Annotated in this window: 17 protein-coding genes and 1 other RNA gene; 2 read left to right on the forward strand and 16 right to left on the reverse strand. The window is 56.6% G+C overall.

What is annotated here, in order from left to right; genetic code table 11:
• The first annotated feature begins 239 nt into the window (after window positions 1–239).
• Window positions 240–692 (forward strand): hypothetical protein, encoded by a 453-nt coding sequence (locus tag ACUVSA_RS05995; RefSeq protein WP_445894141.1) that lies wholly within the window; start codon window positions 240–242, stop codon window positions 690–692.
• 43 nt (window positions 693–735) lie between these two features.
• Here ACUVSA_RS05995 and ffs read toward each other — a convergent pair.
• The 3 genes from ffs to ACUVSA_RS06010 form a co-directional block, all read right to left on the reverse strand.
• An RNA gene (ffs, locus tag ACUVSA_RS06000) (signal recognition particle sRNA large type) lies at window positions 736–992 on the reverse strand.
• A 136-nt stretch (window positions 993–1128) separates the two neighbouring features.
• Complete coding sequence (locus ACUVSA_RS06005) at window positions 1129–1896, reverse strand: hypothetical protein (RefSeq protein WP_445894142.1); 768 nt, start codon at window positions 1894–1896, stop codon at window positions 1129–1131.
• A complete protein-coding gene (locus tag ACUVSA_RS06010) occupies window positions 1869–2588 on the reverse strand; it encodes an HAD family hydrolase (RefSeq protein ID WP_445894143.1) in 720 nt (239 codons plus the stop codon). The genes ACUVSA_RS06005 and ACUVSA_RS06010 overlap by 28 nt, the downstream gene beginning before the upstream one ends.
• A gap of 168 nt (window positions 2589–2756) precedes the next feature.
• Here ACUVSA_RS06010 and nadB point away from each other — a divergent pair, with 168 nt between their 5' ends.
• On the forward strand, window positions 2757–4436 hold the full coding sequence (nadB, locus tag ACUVSA_RS06015; protein WP_445894144.1) for an L-aspartate oxidase: 1680 nt from the start codon (window positions 2757–2759) through the stop codon (window positions 4434–4436).
• A 98-nt stretch (window positions 4437–4534) separates the two neighbouring features.
• On the opposite strand, the gene ACUVSA_RS06020 is transcribed toward nadB, so the two are convergent.
• From ACUVSA_RS06020 to ACUVSA_RS06080, 13 genes are all read right to left on the reverse strand, one after another.
• Window positions 4535–4987, reverse strand: coding sequence for a hypothetical protein (locus tag ACUVSA_RS06020; protein WP_445894145.1), 453 nt, complete (start codon window positions 4985–4987; stop codon window positions 4535–4537).
• 24 nt (window positions 4988–5011) lie between these two features.
• The gene (locus ACUVSA_RS06025; RefSeq protein WP_445894146.1) at window positions 5012–5776 is read right to left on the reverse strand and encodes a hypothetical protein; all 765 of its coding nucleotides are present in this window, start codon (window positions 5774–5776) and stop codon (window positions 5012–5014) included.
• A 1128-nt stretch (window positions 5777–6904) separates the two neighbouring features.
• Window positions 6905–8146, reverse strand: coding sequence for a menaquinone reductase integral membrane subunit QrcD (gene qrcD, locus ACUVSA_RS06030; RefSeq protein WP_445894147.1), 1242 nt, complete (start codon window positions 8144–8146; stop codon window positions 6905–6907).
• Between the two features lie 37 nt (window positions 8147–8183).
• Window positions 8184–8945, reverse strand: a complete 762-nt coding sequence (gene qrcC / locus ACUVSA_RS06035) for a menaquinone reductase iron-sulfur cluster-binding subunit QrcC (RefSeq protein WP_445892165.1) — start codon at window positions 8943–8945, stop codon at window positions 8184–8186.
• Between the two features lie 72 nt (window positions 8946–9017).
• Window positions 9018–11426, reverse strand: a complete 2409-nt coding sequence (locus tag ACUVSA_RS06040; RefSeq protein ID WP_445894148.1) for a molybdopterin-containing oxidoreductase family protein — start codon at window positions 11424–11426, stop codon at window positions 9018–9020.
• Between the two features lie 77 nt (window positions 11427–11503).
• Window positions 11504–12061: a menaquinone reductase multiheme cytochrome c subunit QrcA gene (gene qrcA / locus ACUVSA_RS06045; protein WP_445894149.1), complete on the reverse strand. Its 558-nt coding sequence runs from the start codon at window positions 12059–12061 to the stop codon at window positions 11504–11506.
• A 600-nt stretch (window positions 12062–12661) separates the two neighbouring features.
• Complete coding sequence (gene cydB / locus ACUVSA_RS06050; RefSeq protein ID WP_445894150.1) at window positions 12662–13705, reverse strand: cytochrome d ubiquinol oxidase subunit II; 1044 nt, start codon at window positions 13703–13705, stop codon at window positions 12662–12664.
• Window positions 13706–13731: 26 nt separating this feature from the next.
• Window positions 13732–15048 carry a cytochrome ubiquinol oxidase subunit I gene (locus tag ACUVSA_RS06055; RefSeq protein ID WP_445894151.1) on the reverse strand — a complete coding sequence of 439 codons (1317 nt, stop codon included), beginning with the start codon at window positions 15046–15048 and terminating at the stop codon, window positions 13732–13734.
• A 55-nt stretch (window positions 15049–15103) separates the two neighbouring features.
• Window positions 15104–16300 carry an FprA family A-type flavoprotein gene (locus ACUVSA_RS06060; protein WP_445894152.1) on the reverse strand — a complete coding sequence of 399 codons (1197 nt, stop codon included), beginning with the start codon at window positions 16298–16300 and terminating at the stop codon, window positions 15104–15106.
• Window positions 16301–16368: 68 nt separating this feature from the next.
• Complete coding sequence (gene rbr, locus ACUVSA_RS06065) at window positions 16369–16944, reverse strand: rubrerythrin (RefSeq protein WP_445894153.1); 576 nt, start codon at window positions 16942–16944, stop codon at window positions 16369–16371.
• A gap of 127 nt (window positions 16945–17071) precedes the next feature.
• Entirely contained in the window at window positions 17072–17494 is a 423-nt protein-coding gene (locus ACUVSA_RS06070; protein WP_445894154.1) for a Fur family transcriptional regulator, read from the reverse strand.
• 389 nt (window positions 17495–17883) lie between these two features.
• On the reverse strand, window positions 17884–19200 hold the full coding sequence (locus ACUVSA_RS06075; protein WP_445894178.1) for a DUF3458 domain-containing protein: 1317 nt from the start codon (window positions 19198–19200) through the stop codon (window positions 17884–17886).
• Complete coding sequence (locus ACUVSA_RS06080) at window positions 19104–19328, reverse strand: hypothetical protein (RefSeq protein WP_445894155.1); 225 nt, start codon at window positions 19326–19328, stop codon at window positions 19104–19106. The genes ACUVSA_RS06075 and ACUVSA_RS06080 overlap by 97 nt, the downstream gene beginning before the upstream one ends.
• Between the last annotated feature and the right edge of the window lies 1 nt (window position 19329).

The raw sequence follows: 19329 nt of genomic DNA on the forward strand, positions 1-19329 counted from the left end.
GGCGTGCATCCTCAGCTGCGGACTGCGTGTGGGAAAACAACATAATCCAACCCTTGTCAAAGGCACTGTGTTCATGGGGTGAGAAAAGCTTGATGAAAGTTGCTGAAAGGATCAAGCTTTTTCGAGGTCCATGACGTGTTGCCGTCTAAGTTCATGGCGGTGCTTGTCATGAGCCGGGGAAGGCGTTAGCGTGAAACCGTCGTGGTGGGCAACTTTTTTCTCAGCCGGAAAGGAAGAACATGAGGTCGTCCGATTCACCTTTAGGTTTGGAACTGGAAATTCATGCCAACGCCGCCGACCCGTCCCGGTCGACATTTGAGATACGCTGTAAAGAGAATATGGCGGCTTTCCCAGTTCTTGTCCGATGCGGGTCTTTGGAAGAATTGCATCAAGCATTGCGCGATCTGGTGAAAAATCTTGAAAGCCTTGTGCGTCGAGCCGAAGACGCTGTCAACACCATGCAGGCCCAACAGAAGGCGGATGAGGAGAAGCCCATGAATCCTTCGGATATTTGGCGACAGATGGAACAGGCCCCCTCGGAAGAGGCCATGTTTGCCTGCTTCAACGCTCTTTCGGAGCCCAAACGGCTGGAAATGGCCGAGTGGATCCTCACGCACGTGAGTATGTTCAAGGGGCGAGGCCCCGTTTTTGCCGAGCACTACAACATCGTAACCCACACGCTGGATGAATGAGGGGCTTGGAGAGGTCGAGCAGCAGGCTCAAAAAGACCCTTGGTCGTGCACCCTTTGTCGAGTCGTCTGGCACCGGCCCGGCTTTCCTGGCCCACCCAATCAGATAAGACCTCGACACAGACCGCAATGCTTACCGCTGCTTCCTTCCGGACCTGACGGGGTTCACATCCGTCTGTTGCGAGGTGTCCGACCGGTGAAGCAGTTCCGTTCGGGCCCCGTCAGCCGATCCCTCGAAAGGGAATTCAGCCCCGCTGAGCGGATTTCGGGTCCAGGGAACCGCTAGCTCCCCACCTAGCACGACCAAGGGCGAAAAGCGATCTTGTCGCGTGAACGCCGTCTTTGCTGTGGGACGGTCATGCACCGTCGATTCTTCATACCAGAAACAAACGGCCATGGCAACGCACAACCGCCGCCTCCATGACCGCGCGGCTACGGGTCAAAGATCACCCGGTGCCGGCTCATCGAACTGATCTATCAGGAAGGGGCATGGAGCCAGGTCACGGAGTCGATCGTAAAGGCTTTGGCCGGCATCCGGTACCACATGACGCCATCCTCCAAGGTAGACCAATCGGCCGGGCTGCAGCTCTGCGACGGTGGCGCGCACCGTTTTTTCCAACCATTGTTCCCGACGCTGCCACAAGGAGAAGTTTCCACACCCAAGGGGAGGTCGCGTGCCGGACTTTGCCTGTGCCAAAGCACGATGCGCCTGAGCGTATTCTTCCGCAGCCGAAACAGGAGGTGGAAGGCCGCCCTTAAGAAGGCGGGCCAGGTTCGCTGAAGACAGCAACTCGGGCCAATCAGCCGTAAAAAGACGGCTTGGTTCTCCGGCATCCACACAGAACACCGGCGTGCCGTTGATCTGAAACCTTCGCTGGGCGGCTCGATATTCAAAGGGCAAAGTGCATTGGCGAAGGATGGGCTTGACGAACGGGGAGCGCAGAGCGACGGCAACGGGGATGCGGGTCATCGTCGCGGCCCTTGCGAGGTTTCTCAGGAAAAGCTTCAAGAAGAAACGGCCGTGTTCCCTGCGAAGGCGCACGGCAAACGGGCTCACTTCCACTAGGATCACAAGGGGATCCAGTGCCTGCAAAACCCTGTGACAGCGCACCAGGCCCTGTGGATCGCGATGGGATGTGCCCACGAGAAATAGCCTTGGAAAACGGATGCGATCACGGTTCATGGAGTAGCTAAGACACGGTGGCACGCGGCGGAGTCCAGAGTTTTGGCCAAATGGGCCTGCAGAACATCAAAGGAAGGCACATGGATGTGTGCGGAAAGGGATGGGTTCTTGTATGCGGCAAAGACGACCCCGGTATTTTGAGCCAGCAGCGCGTCCACGGGGGAATCCCCCACAAACAACACTTGCTGGGGCGGTACGCCAAAGGCCTTGAGAATCTTTTCCATGCTCTCGGGATGCGGTTTGGGATGGGTGACATCGGCTGCGGTAACCACCAGATCGAAGGCAGTGTCCAAATGAAATGAGGCCAGGAGGTCCTGAGTGGATACCGTGCGGTTGGTGGCCAGGGCCACGCGGCACCGGGGTTTCAGGTACCGCAGTAACTCATCCAGGCCCGGTTCTTTTTTTAAATAGCGGTTGAAGATGCGAAAATCCAAACCTTGACAAAACGCCCAGGCCGCTTCCAGATCCGACCCGGACCCTAAGAGGTATTCCAAGGATTCCCGGGCGGAATGCATGTGAATATAGTCCACTTGGTCGGGACGAAGCGGCGGGCGCCCAAACCGTTCCATAACAAGATTGTAGAAGCGCACGTTGGCTTCCCGCGAGTCAAAGAGTACGCCGTCGCAATCAAAGACCACCACACGAGGCAATCCCGGCTCAAACAAGACCTTGGGGGCCGAAAGACTATCCAAAACACGGGGCGTAACGGGTTTCATGGGCGGCTCAATGGCTTAAAAGTTTTCGATCTTCCAATACTTTACACAGCCTCTCTAATGCACTAGAGTCACCCCTGTCAAGAACACGTGCCACAAGAAGGCCCATTTTCACGGCGTGACCGCCGGGCCCTTGGGGTGACGTTGAGCGATTCAAGAAAGGACGCGGGCATGGAACATCGTTTTGATTTTTTGGTCATCGGCAGTGGCATCGCGGGTTTGACCTTTGCCTTGAAGGTGGCCCAAAAGGCCACAGTGGCTATTGTCACCAAAAAGGACAAATTGGAAACCAGCACCAACTATGCTCAAGGAGGCATTGCCTCCGCTTTGGGTCCGGACGATTCGTTCCACTTGCACATTGAGGACACCCTAAAGTCCGGGGATGGGTTGAGCAAACCCGAAGTGGTGGAGTTGGTGGTGCGGTCGGCGCCCGAGTGCATTCAGGAACTGGCCTCCATCGGAGTGCCTTTTTCTCGAGGCCGCACACCCCACTGCCCCTTTGATCTGGGGCGGGAAGGGGGGCACAGCCGAAACCGCATCGTCCATGCCGACGACATGACCGGTCAGGCCATAGAACGAGTGTTGGTCGAGGCGGTGGAATCCCACTCCAACGTGGCCATTTTTGAAAACCATCTGGCGCTGGATCTGATCATCGATCACCGAGCCGTTCGCATGGGATCCGTGACGGTGCAACAAAACCAGTGCTGCTGGGGTGCGTTGGTTCTGGATGCCACGAGCGGAAAAATCCACACTTTTTTGGCCCACGCGACCCTGCTGTGCACGGGGGGTGCAGGCAAGGTGTACCTGTACACCAGCAATCCTGACGTGGCCACGGGGGATGGTTTGGCCATGGCTTACCGGGCTGGGGCGGCCTTGGCCAACCTGGAGTTTGTCCAGTTCCATCCCACGTGCCTTTATCACCCCCATGCCAAGAATTTCCTCATCTCGGAAGCCGTCCGTGGCGAAGGCGGACGCCTCATTGACAAACGGGGCCGAGCTTTTATGGAAAAATACCATCCGCTCAAGGACTTGGCTTTTCGCGATGTGGTAGCGCGAGCGATTGACACGGAAATGAAGAGAACTGGAGACGATTGTGTTTACCTGGACATCACCCACCGGAATGCGGATTTTCTCAAGCAAAGATTTCCGAATATTTACAAAAAGTGCTTGAGCTTGGGCATCGACATCACCAAGGATCCCATTCCAGTGGTTCCTGCGGCCCATTACATGTGCGGCGGTATTGTGACAGACCCATGGGGCCAAACATCCATCGAAAACCTTTACGCCATTGGGGAATGTGCCTGCACAGGGCTGCACGGTGCCAACCGACTGGCCAGTAATTCGCTGCTGGAGGCAGCGGTTTTTTCGCACCGCGCGGCCGTGCATGGCAGTGAAAGTCTGCCCCGGTGGCAAAAAAGACCTTTTCCACAGGTGCCTGAAGTGACGATCGAGACATCATCGGGTAATGGAGCTCAGAGCGAAATGATCCTCATTTCCCACAACTGGGATGTGATCCGCCGACTCATGTGGAACTACGTGGGCATTGTCCGCACGGACAAGAGGCTCCATTTGGCGAGCCTTCACATTGCACAAGTGCGCATGGAAATCAAGGAACACCTACCCCACATTCCCCTGCATTCCGACCTGGTGGAATTGCAAAACCTGGCCCTGGTGGCGGAACTCATTGTGCGTTGCGCCTTGGCCAGAAAGGAGAGCCGAGGCTTGCACTACAATGTGGATCATCCTCACAAGGACGATGTCCATTGGCGTAAAGACACCGTGCTGACCCGATGGAAGGAACCCACTTTGCCGGCCATGAAGCTTTCCCGAAACGACCATGACGATGCATGAAACACCCCCCTTGGAGGCCATGGTCCAGGAAAGCGCATAGGGCGACCTGGCGACGTGCTCACGCTCGCCACGTCGCCGAACAGGTCTCCAGGGTTTGCCTACCGGGAAAGACCGGCGACTTTGGGAGGAATAGCTGCAGCCGTGGAAGCATCCAGGGTTTCGGCATCCACGACGGCATTGGAATGATCCTCAAGAAGCTTGCGCGGGTTGTGTTCCACCTTCATGGTGAGTATTCCGCCCATGAAACTGATTTCGTAGTTTCGGTCCGAAAGATCCATATGCTTTAAGGCGTCCCGCATCTTTCGAAATTGCCTCTGGGCCTTTTTGTAAATGTAATAACAGGCCGTCGCTCCCACGGCCAGACTGAAAAGAAAAACCCACAAAGGCGTGGCCAGTACTTTGCCCAAGGTGATGATCACGGCCATCAGGCCGAAAACGAACAGCACCTGCATACCGATAATAAGATAGAGGTAGAAAATGCCCTGGTTAATGTCCGGCTTTTTCTCTTCGGGTTCCTGCTTCTTCTTCTTAAATAGACGGCTGAAGAACATGGACGGATCCTTTCCGGGAGCACTCTAAGCTTCGGAGCGGGGTTCGGAGTGCGAAGCCGCCAGGAGTTCCAGCGGCCTGTCTTCGCACGCGCGATGGTATTCCAGCCGAAGTCTCTCGATTTCCACCTGGTTTTGAAGAACCTGCTTCGACAGTCGGTAGCGTAGATAAATGATCCAGATGAGGACGCCGGCCATGAAAAGGGCGCCTCCAAAAACCAATATTTTGTATTCCTTGAAAAAATCCCAGGCCACACGCCCAAAGTCGCCGAGCACGTTGGGGACCATCCAGAACAGAATGACCCCCACAACCACCAAGACCCCCACGTGAAACACGGATATTCCACGGAATAGCTCAAACAACGACCCAAAACGCCCTTCCGGGGATCCCGGCGAAACGCTTTCCCCTTCGGGACGCTCCACATCGCCATACAAAAGGTTTAAAAAGGCCTTAATGGCAAATGCGATGATCAAAATGAGCCCGATGGGAATGCCGACCGCCGCAGACAGCCAGGCTCGAAAAGGAAACGGCCGTTCCTCACTTTGCAAATGCATGCGATAACGCTCAAGAGGCCCAAAGGTGGTCTCGAACACCATTTTTTCATAACTGGAGAGCGTACTTCCCGGGGTCTCGTAAACCTTTTGCCCTTCGCCGTTGGTAATAATGAGCCGCGTCCGCTGACCCGCCTGGCTGGCGGCCGTGATGTAGATCAGGATTTCGAGAATCAGAAGGAAAAGGACCGTCAGCGAAAGGACCAACTTGAGATGGTGGCGGCTTTCAAAGAACTCCAAGAGCCGTGGTTTTTCGGTACGCATGGACAACGATTGCCTCAACCTTGCTGTAGTCGATTCGAACGCCGAAGGGTAACATCGGGCGCCTGGAGTGTCAAATCCAAAGGCCGACAATGCCGAGCGCAAAGTCAGCTTCGATGGGCTTGCCCATCAATGGTTTGGTTTCCCCCTTTATCGGTCCAAGGCCATCTTGGCCGCCTTTGATCTCACGGGTTTTGCCGAGGCCCCTTTCACAGTGGCACCTGCGGTGGATTCACGCCAGCTTGCCTGTGGTGTTGTGCCCTCGAAACATGACCCTTTCATTCGGGGGGGCCTTCAGACTGGCTTCTCAACACGAGAACCCTTTATTTGGCCGGCGACGCTACGCGTCAACTCAAGCTGCACGTGCTCCGTGGGGAAAGTTCCTGAGGGTTGAAAAAATGGCCAAGAAGACCGTCCGAAAACTCAATGGCGCTGGTTCACGGCTGTGAAGCTTCAGCTTTGCCCTATAGCTAACTGAAATTCCAGGGCCGCCAATGGGCAAACAGTGAGTTCTCGGACACGGCAATGAGAGCCCGTTCGACAACGGCTTCCTTTGGCTTTGGTGCGGGCGTGTATGTGCCACGGAAGGGCAGCGTTGTCCCGGTCCCCACATTTGCGGACGCGCAGGAGCGTGTTTCTCCTATGCCCGAGGGGGCGTCCCTCCCCGGTTCACCTCGGCGGGACCACCGCCTGCCGGTCCGCTCGTCCGTTGAGGCTCAGAAAGCTTTTCCTCCAAAAGCGTGGGCGTGGAAATGCTTGATACGGACCCAGAAAAATGCACATGCCATTGTCCTCAATATCCGTAACTGACTGAGGGGGGCTGGTCAAGCCCGCCGCACCAAAAGCAGGCCCGGCCGAGAAGGGGGCGAGAAACGGTGAGGCGAAAAGGTGGCGTGGGCGTGACAGCTTGGCTGGAAAGTTTTTTGCAGGCCGTGCTGCCCCAGGGGGGGGCCTGTTATCGTGCGGTGCGGTGCTGATACGGAATGAGGCGACAAAGAAGACAAGATGCCGTCTGGGGCGGGCTCTCCCTGACCTGGGAGAAAAAATCGTACGCCCCCTTGGAGCACCAGGAGGGCGTGCGGGCTTTGACTCGCTTTTGGGATGTTTTTAAGGGTTCAGCTCCTTTTCCCGCGGAAAGATGGGCAAATATCGATAGGACAACGAGACGATCACCGCGCCATAAGCCAACATCGCAATGCATGGGGCCCATTCGGCCCAGGTGGGGATGTAAACTGCCCACTGATCAAAAGGCATGACGGGAATGGCCAAAGCTTCCACGGTCATGGCGAATCGATTGATGACGATGCCCGCACAGTTAAGGAAAAACCCTAGGAACAATAGACCGTTGCTGTTGCGCGTCTGGGGTGTGAGCAGCAGGATGACAGGGACGACGCCGCACAGGCCCAGCTCCGTAAAAAGCAGCCACATCCCGTAAGGTGCGCGGTAGAAGTCACTGAGCTTGAGACCGAAGTCCGGGGCGGTATCCAAGGCCCAATACAAAGTGTCCAAGGTCTTAAAAATGATATAGATCAAAAGCAGGCTGCCTGTGATCCTGGCGATCAATTCATAGACGCTGCGATCTACCAGAGTCTTGCGGCTCACCTTCTCAATGATGCGGCAGATGAGCGCCGTAAAGGCTGGACCGCAGGCCATGGCCGAAAGGGTAAAAAGGAAAAAGGTCCAGGGCCAAATGAAAAATCCGGTGCGGTAGGCGAAGGGGCGACCAAACATGACGCCGGGAACGCCACCCAGAGAACCTTGATGGAAAAAGCTCAAAAAGGTGCCCGTCATGGCGAACATGGCCATGATCTCATGAAGGTTATGCCCAAACACGTGCAGAGGCTTGACGGCGTCCAGTTTGCGGTTTTCCAAAATGATGGGCACGAACTCGATAATTAACACAATCGCATAACAGGAAATGCAGAAGATGACCTCCGTGAGCATGGAATGCACGTTGGCGTGCCAGTACCCGAACCAACCCCGCAGCGGCTGCCCGATTTCCAGCAGGAGCACCAACAGGGCGCCCGTGTAACAGCAAAAGCCTACAATCACGGCTAGATTAATGATCTTGTGGAGCTCCTTGAGGCGGGGAAAGAACCGGGAAAGCCCATAATACATGAAACCGGAAAAGAATGCTCCGGCGCCCAGAGCGATGATGCCGAGATCCACCGTGGTGTAGAGGCCGAAACCGAAGTAGTTGTTTAAACCGGTGACGTTCAATCCCTTGACGAGTACGGTCAAGCCGGCGTAGACGCCCCAAGCGATCACGGCCAGCAATAACAGGATCCACAGGCCAAACACCGGCAGCGGGCAACGCTTCACACCTTCCGGAATCAATGCCTTATCCATAAGGGACTCCTGAAAAAGTCTAGGGGTGCTTAGGACATCACAGTCCGTTGTCCGATTGACGCCGTATCCACTGTGCAGAACTCAGGTAGTAAACCTTGGGTTCCGTGTGGAGTTTTTCCAAAATGCGAAAAGCTCGTGCGTCCTTGGCCAACTTGGCCACGTCGCTGTTGGGATCCTTGAGGTTTCCGAAAGTGATGGCTCCCGTTGGGCAGGCTTCCACACAGGCTGGCGTGTAGAGCACCGTGTCGGGATCCTCTCCGTTGAGTCGAGCGCGGTCTCGAGCCAGGTTCAAACGGTGGTGGCAAAACGTGCACTTTTCCACCACACCGCGCATTCGCGGGCTCACCTCAGGATTCAGCATGGCCTCCATGGATTTCGGCCAAGTAGGATCCCACCAGTTGAACGACCGGGCATGGTACGGGCAGGCAACCATGCAGTAGCGGCAGCCGATGCACCGCACGGCCACATGGTCCACAATGCCCGTGTGTTCATCGCGAATGGTGGCGTTCACAGGGCACACAAAAGTGCAGGGGGAATGGTGGGCCGAATCGCAATGCATGCACGGCCTGGGCAGCATGGCCGCGCGATAGTCAGGATAATCGCCGCCGTTTTCCAACCGATACAGGGTCATCCAGGACAAGGTGCGCAGTTTGTGGCTTTCATCGGGCCGAAAAGAGACGTTGTTTTCCTGCTGGCAGGCCACCGAACAGGCTCCACAGCCCGTGCACTTGTCCAAATCGATGGCCATGCCATAGCGGACCTTGCTTTCCGCATGCTCCGAATGTGCGCTTCCACTCATGGGTGACATCCTCTGTTAGGCTGACAACCACAGGCCGCCATCGGGAAACCGGCGGCCGATGCGTTAAATTTCCTATGCCCGCCGCAGTTGGGCTCGAGTGGCCCACACAGTGCCGAGCCCTGTGACAGGGTCCAGCTGCACTTCGACGAGGTCGTTGGCATTGAAGCCCTTGTTTTGCACATAGGCGTCGTAGGCCGTGTGCCCGAATCCCTGAGGCACCGCCACGACGCTGGGCCGTACAGAGGTCGTGACTCGCACCCGTACGCGAGCCTCTCCTCGAGGAGTCTTCAACACGGCGGCCGCTTTGTCCGCAAGCCCCAAAGACCTTGCCGTTTCCGGGTGAATGTCCACGAAGACGTCTTGGGCCAGCAGAAGATCGTCCGGGAGCAGCTTGTTCATGAACGGGGCATTGGGCACATAGCTTTCCGAAAGCATCAGCGTGGCATAGGTTGTGAGCAACAACGGGTATTCGGTTTCATCGCCCGAGGGTTTCAGGGGATGGAACCTTGGCAGGAACAGCTCATCGGAAGCCGAAGCGGACACGCTGGCCATGAGTCCCTGGCAGGCCAGTTCGTAGCGCTGTGAAGGTGTGGCGAAGCTTTGCGGCGTGGGCACCACATCCACCCAGCAGGCCCCGGCTTTGAGCTTGTTCCATAGATCTGCGGCGTCCTTGAAATTAGGCGACAAGCCTCGATCCGTGGGCGCTGTGGCGGGGTCAAAGGCGTTTGCGGCCGCCACAAGGCCCGAACCGGCTTCGGCGATGGCCGCGACCCTTTGCTTGAGCACCTCTTCGTAAGACTTCCATGGAAGGCTTTGCGCCACATCGCCCCCCAAAGCAGCAGCCAGAGAAAGCACCACATCCCCAGTGGATCGCGTGTCATGGTGCGGCTTCAAAATGGGTGATGCCAGGGCATAAGCCGCCCAGGGCAAGCCCGGTAGTCCCAGGACATCATCAAGCCGTTCCAAGGCGTTGTGATTGGGAAGGACCAGATCCGCCCACTGAGTAGTTTCATCCATATAAGAAGAAAAGGACACGACCATGCCAGCCTTTTGCACCGCTTGGGTGACCAAAGCAGTTTCCTGCAAACTGTAGACAGGGTTGGCTTCATGGACAAACAGGAGTTCCAAAGGATATTCCGACCCGGTGGCCACGGCTTCCAGGAAAGGCATGACTGTGTTGACGGGCACCTTGGTGCGAGGCACCGTGGAAGGGCGTCCCAAGGCGGGTTGTCCAAGCCCGCGATAGGCTTTCTCATCCAGGACGGGTTCCGGAAAAACAGGCCAGGGATCATGGGGTACCAAAGCTAGCGTTCCGGCAGGGGACAGATTGCCCAAAAGGGCGTTGAGGGCCAAGAAAGCCAGGTCATGATAGAGATTGTTGGGTTTGTCTCCCTTATCCTGCCCCCAGACCACCAAAGGATACTTTTGGTGCGCCAGCTGCCGTGCCAGTTCCTGAATGGTTTGAGGCGCAACCCCTGTGATCTTGGACACCTCATCCAGCCCGTATTTGGCAAGCACCAGGGTCTTGAACCCTTTGCGCTGCACTCCCGTGGGATCGACCCAGTCTTCAAAGCCGAACACCCTGTCGGCCACGAAAGCCGCATCATAGAGTTTTTCCCGAACCAACACATGGGCGATGCCCAGGGCTAAAGCCGCCTCCGTCCCCGGATGGCAGGCGATCCAGCGGTGGGCCTTGGACGCCGTCAGGCCCGCTCGGGAATCCACGTGAACCCACAAGGTCCTGGGAACCCCAGGCTTTTCCGTCTGCCATGTGCCAAAGACCCGCTGGAGGAAAACGGGGCTTCCCCAGCCCTCCAGCAAAGGCGCACCGAAGGAGAGCACATAAGAGGCTTTATGCCAGTGAAATCCGATGTCTGCGTCTGCACCGGTGGTCAACGCCACGGCCAGGCGCACGCTGTCCGACGCATCGGGCATGGTGTAAAAATTGGGGGATCCGTATGCCGTAAGAAATTGGCGCCATAAGGAGGCCATGGTGGAGCGCTTCTGGCCGGTGAGGCAGGCCACGGTGTGGGATTTGCCTTCGGTGCGCAACTGCGTCAACTTAGTGGCCACCTCTTTGAGGGCTTCGTCCCAGGAAATTTCCTGAAAACCCTTGAGGTCGCCTCGCGCTCCCCTTTGTTTCAACGGCTTAGCGACGCGGTACGGAGCATAAAGATATTGCAGGCCGGAAGCACCCAGCGGGCACACACCACCCCCACTCACGGCATGCGCCGCATTGCCCGTCACGGCCACGGCGCGACGGCCGTTGACCAATCGCGCCGTGATGCCGCATCCACCCGGGCACAACTGGCAAATGCTGTGCACGCGCGTGATCTCGCCCCGCTCGGGCGAGGGGCGCCACGACCAGTTTTGCGTCCAAATGGCGGAATCGTCGGCCAACTTCCAGGGGATGGGGGTGAGCAACGTTCCCCCGATGGCTCCGCCCACAAACTGTAAAAATGCTCTTCGCCCAAGACTCATTCCAAATCCCTCGCGTTCATTCGGTTAGGGACATCATGGGTCTAAGCCAAACCTTTCAGCCCGCGGCGGCACCTCTCCTATTTGTGACAAACATGACAGGCGTTGCTGGCCCCCCGCTCCGCATGGCATTTTTCACATTCCACCATCTTCATGGTCTTGCTGCTGTAACCGGTCAGACGGTTTTCCTTGAAAGTCGGGTTCTTGGTTTCCTTGGTCACGTCGCGATGGCATCGCACACACTCAATGCCTTGGGTTTGGGTGTGCGCCGCGTGGGAAAAATACACGTTGTCCGGCTGCCACGCGTAGACCAACCAGGGAATCTCCCGTTCCTGCTGAATGTATTCCTCCACCAACTTCTTTTCTTCAGGACTGTCCCCCATGGGTTCGGCATGACATTCCGCACATTTTTCCAACTTGGGCAATCCACTGTACGATCCGTCCTCGCGAAAGAAATGACAGTCCTGGCAGTCGCTGTCCTGGTGGGAAGAGTGCAGGAAGGCGATGGGCTGCGTCTTGGTGGAATACAACACGTTGGGAAAGACGACCCATCCCACGAGCAGCGCTCCAATAAATCCGGCTAAAAAAGCGATGATGCCGATGCCCCTTTGTGACGCGCTCTTTTTCACTTCGCACATGAGTCCGCCCCACGCCGTTGAAGGGTTTACTAAGAGAGAAAACACGAAAAAACAAAGTGAAGACGCTTCCGCCAAAGACCATGGCGCTTTGTTAAAAGCATTTTTTCACAATCACAGCTCTTTTACCTATAATTTTTTCGCCTTGTCAAGGACGGGAACGCAAGAAAAGAAAAATGAGGGGGCGCGAAAAAAAGCCGCGCAGCAGCTTTGGCCTGCATGACTAAGGCGGGTTCAAGCCCGTGCGTGACCAAGGGTCTTTACGAAGCCCTGTTCGGGACGCGGGAGCTTTTTAGGGCGCTCAGAGAAAGGCCTCATCCCAAAAGGTCTGTGTCCGTTAATCCGCGCCTTTGGATGAGCAAACCTTTCGGCGCATTTGGTGTGACTTTGCCAAATACGAGCCCTTAGGCCCGTTTTCGTTACGATGCATCCTGCCCAAAGGGATGGCGTGATCGCGTGAGGCCTCAAGTGCCCAGAAACCCTGATGGAAAAGTGCCCGATGACCGAAGCCCACGAGCTCCTTAGACCTACGGCGCAAGAGAACAGTCAAGCCGTAAAAGCCGGCCTGGGTCGTGACGGTCCAAGCCGGCTTTTTCGCGGTCTCTAGGCTTCTTCGTAGGCGTAGGCCGCCTTATCCAGGCTCACTTTGCGGTGAAACAGCTTGTAGGCCCAGCCCTGGTAGGCCACAACAATAGGCACAAAGATCACAGCCACCAAAAGCATGATCTTAAGGGTCAAGGGGCTGGAAGAGGCGTTGTACACGGTCAGGCTGTAGGTGGGGTTCAGGCTTGAAGGCAGCATGTTGGGGTACAGCCCGATGACACCGAAAAAGGTGGCCCCAACGATGGTCACGGCCGAAGCCACCCAGGCGCGCCCCCAATGGTTTTTCGCTGCAAAGAAACGAACGGCGAGAAGGGCCGCGACGGTCAGTGCGGGAATAAGCACGATGGGCACGGAAAAGAGCATGGGGTTTTCCAGATAGTTGGCGTAAAGGCGCGTAGCGAACCAGGTGGCGACCAGAAAGCCCACGGCCGTGGAGGTCAGAACCCACCACAGACCTTTGGCCAGCGAAGCAGCTCGCTCGTGCAGGTCGCCGGTGGTCTTCAGGGCCAGCCACAGGGTGCCGTGTTCCACGAAAAGCATCAGGAACAGCAGCCCTCCCAGCAGTCCGTAAGGGTTCAGAAGGGTCCACAGAGTTCCCTGAAACACTCCGTTTTCATCAATGGGAAGCCCTTGAAAAATGTTGGCAAAGGCCACGCCCAAAAGAAATGCGGGCAGAAAGCTTCCCACGAAAAGACAGGTGTCCCACAAAGATTTCCAGCCGAAGCCGGACCCCAGGTGCCGAAATTCCAAGGCGACCCCTCGCAGAATGAGCCCAAAAAGAATGAGCATCAGGGCTGCGTAGAGGCCGCTGAACATCACGGCATAGGTGGTGGGAAAGGCGGCAAAAGTGACGCCGCCAGCGGCAATGAGCCACACCTCGTTGCCGTTCCAATAAGGACCCATGGCCTGGCCGATCAGGCGCCGATCCTCTTCCGATCGCGCCACGAAGGGCCGGACCACACCCACGCCCAGGTCAAACCCGCCCAGCATGAAATAGACGGCCCACAACAGGCCCCACAGCAGAAACCATACGGTTGCAAGCATGGACCAACCTCCTGTTAAAATTGCCGTCATGATTGCGCCGTTTCCATCGCGGGCCCCCGTGTGGCATAGCGGGCCATGAGACCAAAGGCAATGAGACCCAGCAGGGAATAGACCACGATGAAAGCGGTGAGTGACACGGCCACTTGAGGGGCGGCGATGGGGGAGACGGCATCGGACGTGCGCATGACGCCGTAGACGACCCATGGCTGCCGGCCCACTTCTGTGACGGTCCATCCCGCCTGAAGGGCGAGATACGGCAAAGGAATGGAGAAGAGCATCACTTTGAGAAGCCGAGGGCTTTCCAGTAGACGGTGCCTCTTCCACCACGCCCACAGGGCTAGGACGGGAAAGAGAAATCCAAGGCCGATCATGAGGCGAAAGGCGAGAAAGGTGAGGGTCACGCGAGGACGGTCTTCCTTTGGAAAATCCTTGAGGCCTTTGACCGTGGCGTTCACGTCGTGGTAGGCGAGCAGGCTAAGCACCCCGGGAAGGGCCCCCAGTTCGACTCGGTTGCGTTCCCCCTTTTCATCAGGAATGACCAACAGGTACTGAGGCGCCTTCTGCTTGGTTTCCCACAAAGATTCCATGGCCGCCAGCTTGGTGGGCTGTGTGCGCGCCACTTCGGAACCCAGCACATGGCCGTGCACCACGGCCACCACGGAAAAGATGAGCGCCATCACAGTGCCCATGCGAAACGAACGGCTAAAGAAACTCACATGTTGGCGCCGCAACAGATGGTAGGCGCTCACGCCCATGACGAACATTCCCGAAAGGATGTAAGCGCCGCTGAGGGTGTGCAGAATCGTGTGCCAGGCGAAAGGCTGGGTCACCACCGCCAGAAAATCCGTCAACTCCGCTCGGCCGCCTCGAAGCGTGTAGCCCACGGGATGCTGCATCCAGGCGTTGGCCGTGAGAATCCATACGGCCGAAAGATTGGACGCAAAGGCCACAAGCCAGATGGTGACGGCGTGGGCCTTGGCGGAAAGGCGATTCCAGGTCAGCGCCCAGACGGCGATAAAGGTAGATTCCAGAAAAAAGGCCGCCGTGGCTTCAATGGCCAATAAAGACCCAAAGATGTCACCCACATATCGGGAATAACGGGACCAGTTGGTGCCGAACTGAAATTCCAGTGTGATACCCGTGACCACGCCGACGGCGAAATTGATCAAAAAGATCTTTCCCCAGAACTTGGCCATGCGTTGATATTCTTCATCCCCTGATCGCGCAAACTTGGTTTCCATGACGGCAATGAGAATGGACAAGCCCAGGGTCAGTGGGACAAAGAGAAAGTGAAAATAGGTGGCGGCGGCAAACTGCAGACGCGACAAAAGGAAGGCATCCATCGTGTCCTCCTTGGCATCCGGCTCGGCCCTTCACCGCGCCGGACCCTTTCTCCTATCACGCCGTGCGTTCCTTGACGGCACGGCCGACTCGTCGTCCCAATTCCACACACTGGGCCAGGGCCTCGTGGTTGGGAACGTATTGGACCCGCACCGGAGGCTCCACAACCTCAATCTTCATCTCTTCCATCCACCGAACCATATCCTTGACCGCTTCGCCGCTCCAGCCGTAGGAACCGAAGGCTGAGCCGATTTTACCCATGGGCTTGAGTCCTTTCATGTAGCACAGAATGTCGGCCATGGTGGGCAGCATGCCGTTGTTGAGGGTGGGGGAGCCGAAGATGAGGGCCTTGCTGTCCAGGACCTCGGTGAGAATGTCACTGCGGTGATTGTGCTTGAGATTGAGCACCTTGTAAGCGACGCCTTCCTCCGCAAGACCCGAGGCCACGGCATGAGCCATCTTTTCCGTGGACTGCCACATGGTGTCGTAGATCACCAGCGCCTTGCGTTGCGCCTTTTGCAAACTCCATGTGTCATAAGCGTCCAGGATGGCCTTGGGGTCGCTGCGCCAAATGATGCCATGGTCCGGGGCGATCATGTCGATGTCCAGCTTTATTTCGGTAACCGCTGCGAGCAGCTTCTGCACCAAAGGAGAATAGGGCAATAGAATGTTGGCGTAATATTTGGCGGCATGGCGCAACAATTCGGATAAAGGCACCTGATCGTCAAAGGTTTCACTGGTGGCCCAGTGCTGGCCAAAGGCATCACTGGAAATGAGAAGCTTATCCTGAGGAAGGTAGCTGAACATACTGTCCGGCCAATGCAGCATGCGCGTTTCCAGGAATCGCACCGTGCGCTGTCCCAAGGAGATTTCCTGGCCGTTTTGAACCACTTCCAGGGGCCAGTCCCGCGATCCATAGTGCGCTTCTAAGGCCTTCTTGGCCATGGCGGAACAAAAAACCTTTTGCGGTCTTACGGCCTCGATGATTTCAGGAACGCACCCAGAATGATCCATTTCCACATGATTCACTACGAGGTAATCAATGTTTTGGGGGTCGGTGATCGCGCGAATGTGATGCAGCAGATCACTCTTGAAGGGCTTCTTGACCGTGTCAAAAAGCGTGATTTTGTCGTCCATGACCAGGTAAGCGTTGTAGGTGGTGCCTTTGTAAGTGGAATAACCGTGGAAATCACGAATGTTCCAGTCCACCACGCCCACGTTGAAGATTTTGTCCTTAATGGGGATGGGTGCCATGAGGGAATCACCTCCTATGGCGTCTCCCAGGGAGCCCGGTCGTGTGCCGGGCACCCTGTGCTGTATCGTTACCAGTTTTCTCCCAAAAGCTCAAAATACGCTTGCGGATGAGCGCAGGCCGGGCACTGCTTGGGAGCTTCCGCAGCTTCGGAGATGTAACCACAGTTGAGACAACGCCACGTGACGGGAGCTTCCCGCTTGAACACCCGCCCCTTTTCGATGTTTTCCGCCAAGTCTCGATACCTCTTTTCGTGCTGTTTTTCGGCCACGGCCACATTCATGAAGACCGCCGCAATCTCATCAAAACCTTCCTCCCTGGCCACGGCGGCAAAGGAAGGATACATTTCCGTGTGTTCGTAATGCTCGCCCGCCGCGGCGGCTTTGAGATTCTCCAGAGTGGATTCCACTTTTCCCGCCGGAAAAGCCGCCTGCACCTCCACTTCGCCGCCCTGTAAAAAGTTGAAGAGGCGCTTGGCGTGCTCCTTTTCCTGATTGGCGGTTTCTTCAAAAATGAGGGCTATTTGCACATAGCCTTCCTTGCGGGCTTGGGAAGCAAAGTACGTGTAGCGGTTGCGAGCCTGGGATTCTCCGGCAAAGGCCGTCAAAAGGTTCTTTTCCGTTCGCGTGCCTTTCAGTTGAGCCATTGGTCTCCTCCATTCTTATTGTTGTTCCATGACCAAAAGTTTTTTGATACCGTAGCGTGGTTCCAACCTTTCCCCACCACGGGAGGCGGATTCCGCTCCCACGCCGGCACATGTCCTCCCGCATATCCTACGAAGAATCCGCGGAGGCACAGCGCCGGCACAGGCCGGAAAATTCCAGGACAAAGGAACGCACCACCTGGCCTGAACCTTCGTCCACAAATGCCGTGGGATCCAAAGGTTTTTTCAAGCACACATCTTCCAGGGCACCACACCGTTCACAACGCAGGTGCACGTGGCGATGAGGGTTGCCGTCAAATCGCATGGGGCCGGAGCCCGAAACAATCTTTTGAATCAGACCTTGAGAAGCCAGAGTTTCCAAATTGCGATAGACCGTGCCCAAACTAATGCGCGGCACTGTTTGGCGCACCGCATCATAAATTTGATCGGCCGTCAGATGGTCGCATGAACGCCGCAAAACCTCTAAAACTGCTTCCCGCTGTGGCGTCCTTCGAACCATGGCCGCGGCACTCCCCCCATCCGAACTGTCCATCACAAACTGACCCCAATTGGGACTATCGACTAGTAACGATTCCTAATTGAACCATCTTTTTCGGCAAAGTCAAGGGGGGCCGATGAAGATGACTCCACCAAGAGGGCACCCAAGCCCCCAAAAAGCCTTTGTCATCAACGCCTCAGGGCGTCTCGCGCTCCTGAGGCCGTTCGAAAAATGGCCTTGTTTGGAGATCGTGTGGGCTTGCATGTCCCTATGGAAGGAGCGCGTCCTCGTGGGATGATATGCCGGCGGCCGGAAAACCTTCCCTTCAAAGGCGCGAGCGGTGGCGGTCTTCGATCCGCCCACAAAAACCCTCACCTAGGATTGTGGGGACGAAGATCCTCAAGTCGAGCCAGGAGATCAAAGATCGAGCCGGCCGTTTGGAATTATATGTCAGGATGTCCATCAATCCGGCGGCATGTGTGAAGGTAACTTTGAGCCTGCCCGGCGATGCTGGGATTGTCTTCAAAAGGCACGCGGGCCACGATGTCATGTAAGGCCGCGCAAACGCGGCGGCGCCATTGAGGCTGTAGGCGCGGCACGTGTTGAAAGGTATTCAGAAGTCTTCGGGCAATGTTGGCGTTGACGGGCGCCATGTCCACCACGTGCCGTCGGATCCAGTCGATGCCTTCTTCAGTCCAGACCTTCTTGGTATTAGTGGCCACCGTGACCAGCAGAGCGCGGCTGAGGGTTGGGTGGGTTAGGTCGAACCCCGGTCGGTTTTTTTCCCTTTCCACTCGGTGCCACAGATCAGAATGTGTTCCCAGGGCCACGACCTTGAGGTAGTTGGCGTAGCTGGTCACATCGCCGCACCACTGATGGGAGGTCTGTTCCAAAAGTTCTAGGCGTCTTTTCCAGGAACTGCGGTTTAAGGCCACAAGGAGTCGAAACCGTTCCGTGGCGGTGCGGGCTTGATCGAGATGGCGCATAAGGATCTCATGCACCGCGGGCGTGTCCGCCACGGCCAAAAGGTCCACGAGCACCCTGTAGAGTTCCCGCTTTTGAATGCCGACCTGAAGCGAATCCCCAGTCTTCATGGACCGGCGCAGTTCGTGAATAGCGTGCACCAAATCCTCATAAAACCGGGAGTTGATGGCTTGCATCAGGATTTCTCGAGCTCTCACAAGTTCCGGAAACCAGGCGGCGTAGTGTCGGTCCAGGGGCTGTTCGTCAATGCGCAGCATGGCTGCCTTGAGGGCCCAGGGCAGGTTGGCATCGCGAAGAATGGTGCCGTAAACGTGGAGCCAGCCGTAGGAGACAGGGGTTCCAGGGGCGGTGATCTGCGCAAGGCGCTCACGATCCGTGAGTTTTCGAAATGCTTCCACGCGGTTGAAGGCATTTGAGTCCAGCAGGGCCTGGCGTTGAAGAAGGGCTGCATCGGCTGTGGCCTCTTGAAAGGTGCCGTAAAAAGAGGCGTCTCGGTTCAGGGACGCAAAGGCCGGCTCTTCAGAAAGATTGCCAAAGGTGTAGCTCTGTTCCTGTTCTGTGAGCAGAAGGATTCGGCATGTGCCGTCCATGTCTCGACCCTGGGCATTCACCAGAGCCGCCGACACAGGGACGGGAAAAGGTTCTTGACCGTCCATCAAGTCCTGACGCAGTGTCACCGTTAGGCTTCGAGAGGCCGAGTCGTAATGCGTGCGGGCTGTGACTCGAGCATAACCCGGTTGTTCCAGCCACTTTTTCTTGAAGGTCGCCAGAGAAATGCCCGAACCTCTTCAAAACACTCAAAAAACTGGTCCGTATTGGCGTTTGTGTTCCTGTAGCAGGAAAAATACAGCCGGGTAGCGGTTTCAAAGGTTTCGGAACCCAGCATGAGGCGAAGCATATGCATT

It is taken from the genome of Desulfosoma sp. (genome assembly GCF_052743555.1).

Bases quoted from the DNA above. Each gene is read 5' to 3' on its own strand.
- ACUVSA_RS05995 (WP_445894141.1), top strand. From the start codon at position 240: ATGAGGTCGTCCGATTCACCTTTAGGTTTGGAACTGGAAATTCATGCC.
- ACUVSA_RS06010 (WP_445894143.1), bottom strand. From the start codon at position 2,588: ATGAAACCCGTTACGCCCCGTGTTTTGGATAGTCTTTCGGCCCCCAAG.
- nadB (WP_445894144.1), top strand. From the start codon at position 2,757: ATGGAACATCGTTTTGATTTTTTGGTCATCGGCAGTGGCATCGCGGGT.
- ACUVSA_RS06020 (WP_445894145.1), bottom strand. From the start codon at position 4,987: ATGTTCTTCAGCCGTCTATTTAAGAAGAAGAAGCAGGAACCCGAAGAG.
- qrcD (WP_445894147.1), bottom strand. From the start codon at position 8,146: ATGGATAAGGCATTGATTCCGGAAGGTGTGAAGCGTTGCCCGCTGCCG.
- qrcC (WP_445892165.1), bottom strand. From the start codon at position 8,945: ATGAGTGGAAGCGCACATTCGGAGCATGCGGAAAGCAAGGTCCGCTAT.
- ACUVSA_RS06040 (WP_445894148.1), bottom strand. From the start codon at position 11,426: ATGAGTCTTGGGCGAAGAGCATTTTTACAGTTTGTGGGCGGAGCCATC.
- qrcA (WP_445894149.1), bottom strand. From the start codon at position 12,061: ATGTGCGAAGTGAAAAAGAGCGCGTCACAAAGGGGCATCGGCATCATC.
- cydB (WP_445894150.1), bottom strand. From the start codon at position 13,705: ATGCTTGCAACCGTATGGTTTCTGCTGTGGGGCCTGTTGTGGGCCGTC.
- ACUVSA_RS06055 (WP_445894151.1), bottom strand. From the start codon at position 15,048: ATGGATGCCTTCCTTTTGTCGCGTCTGCAGTTTGCCGCCGCCACCTAT.
- ACUVSA_RS06060 (WP_445894152.1), bottom strand. From the start codon at position 16,300: ATGGCACCCATCCCCATTAAGGACAAAATCTTCAACGTGGGCGTGGTG.
- rbr (WP_445894153.1), bottom strand. From the start codon at position 16,944: ATGGCTCAACTGAAAGGCACGCGAACGGAAAAGAACCTTTTGACGGCC.
- ACUVSA_RS06070 (WP_445894154.1), bottom strand. From the start codon at position 17,494: ATGGACAGTTCGGATGGGGGGAGTGCCGCGGCCATGGTTCGAAGGACG.
- ACUVSA_RS06080 (WP_445894155.1), bottom strand. From the start codon at position 19,328: ATGCATATGCTTCGCCTCATGCTGGGTTCCGAAACCTTTGAAACCGCT.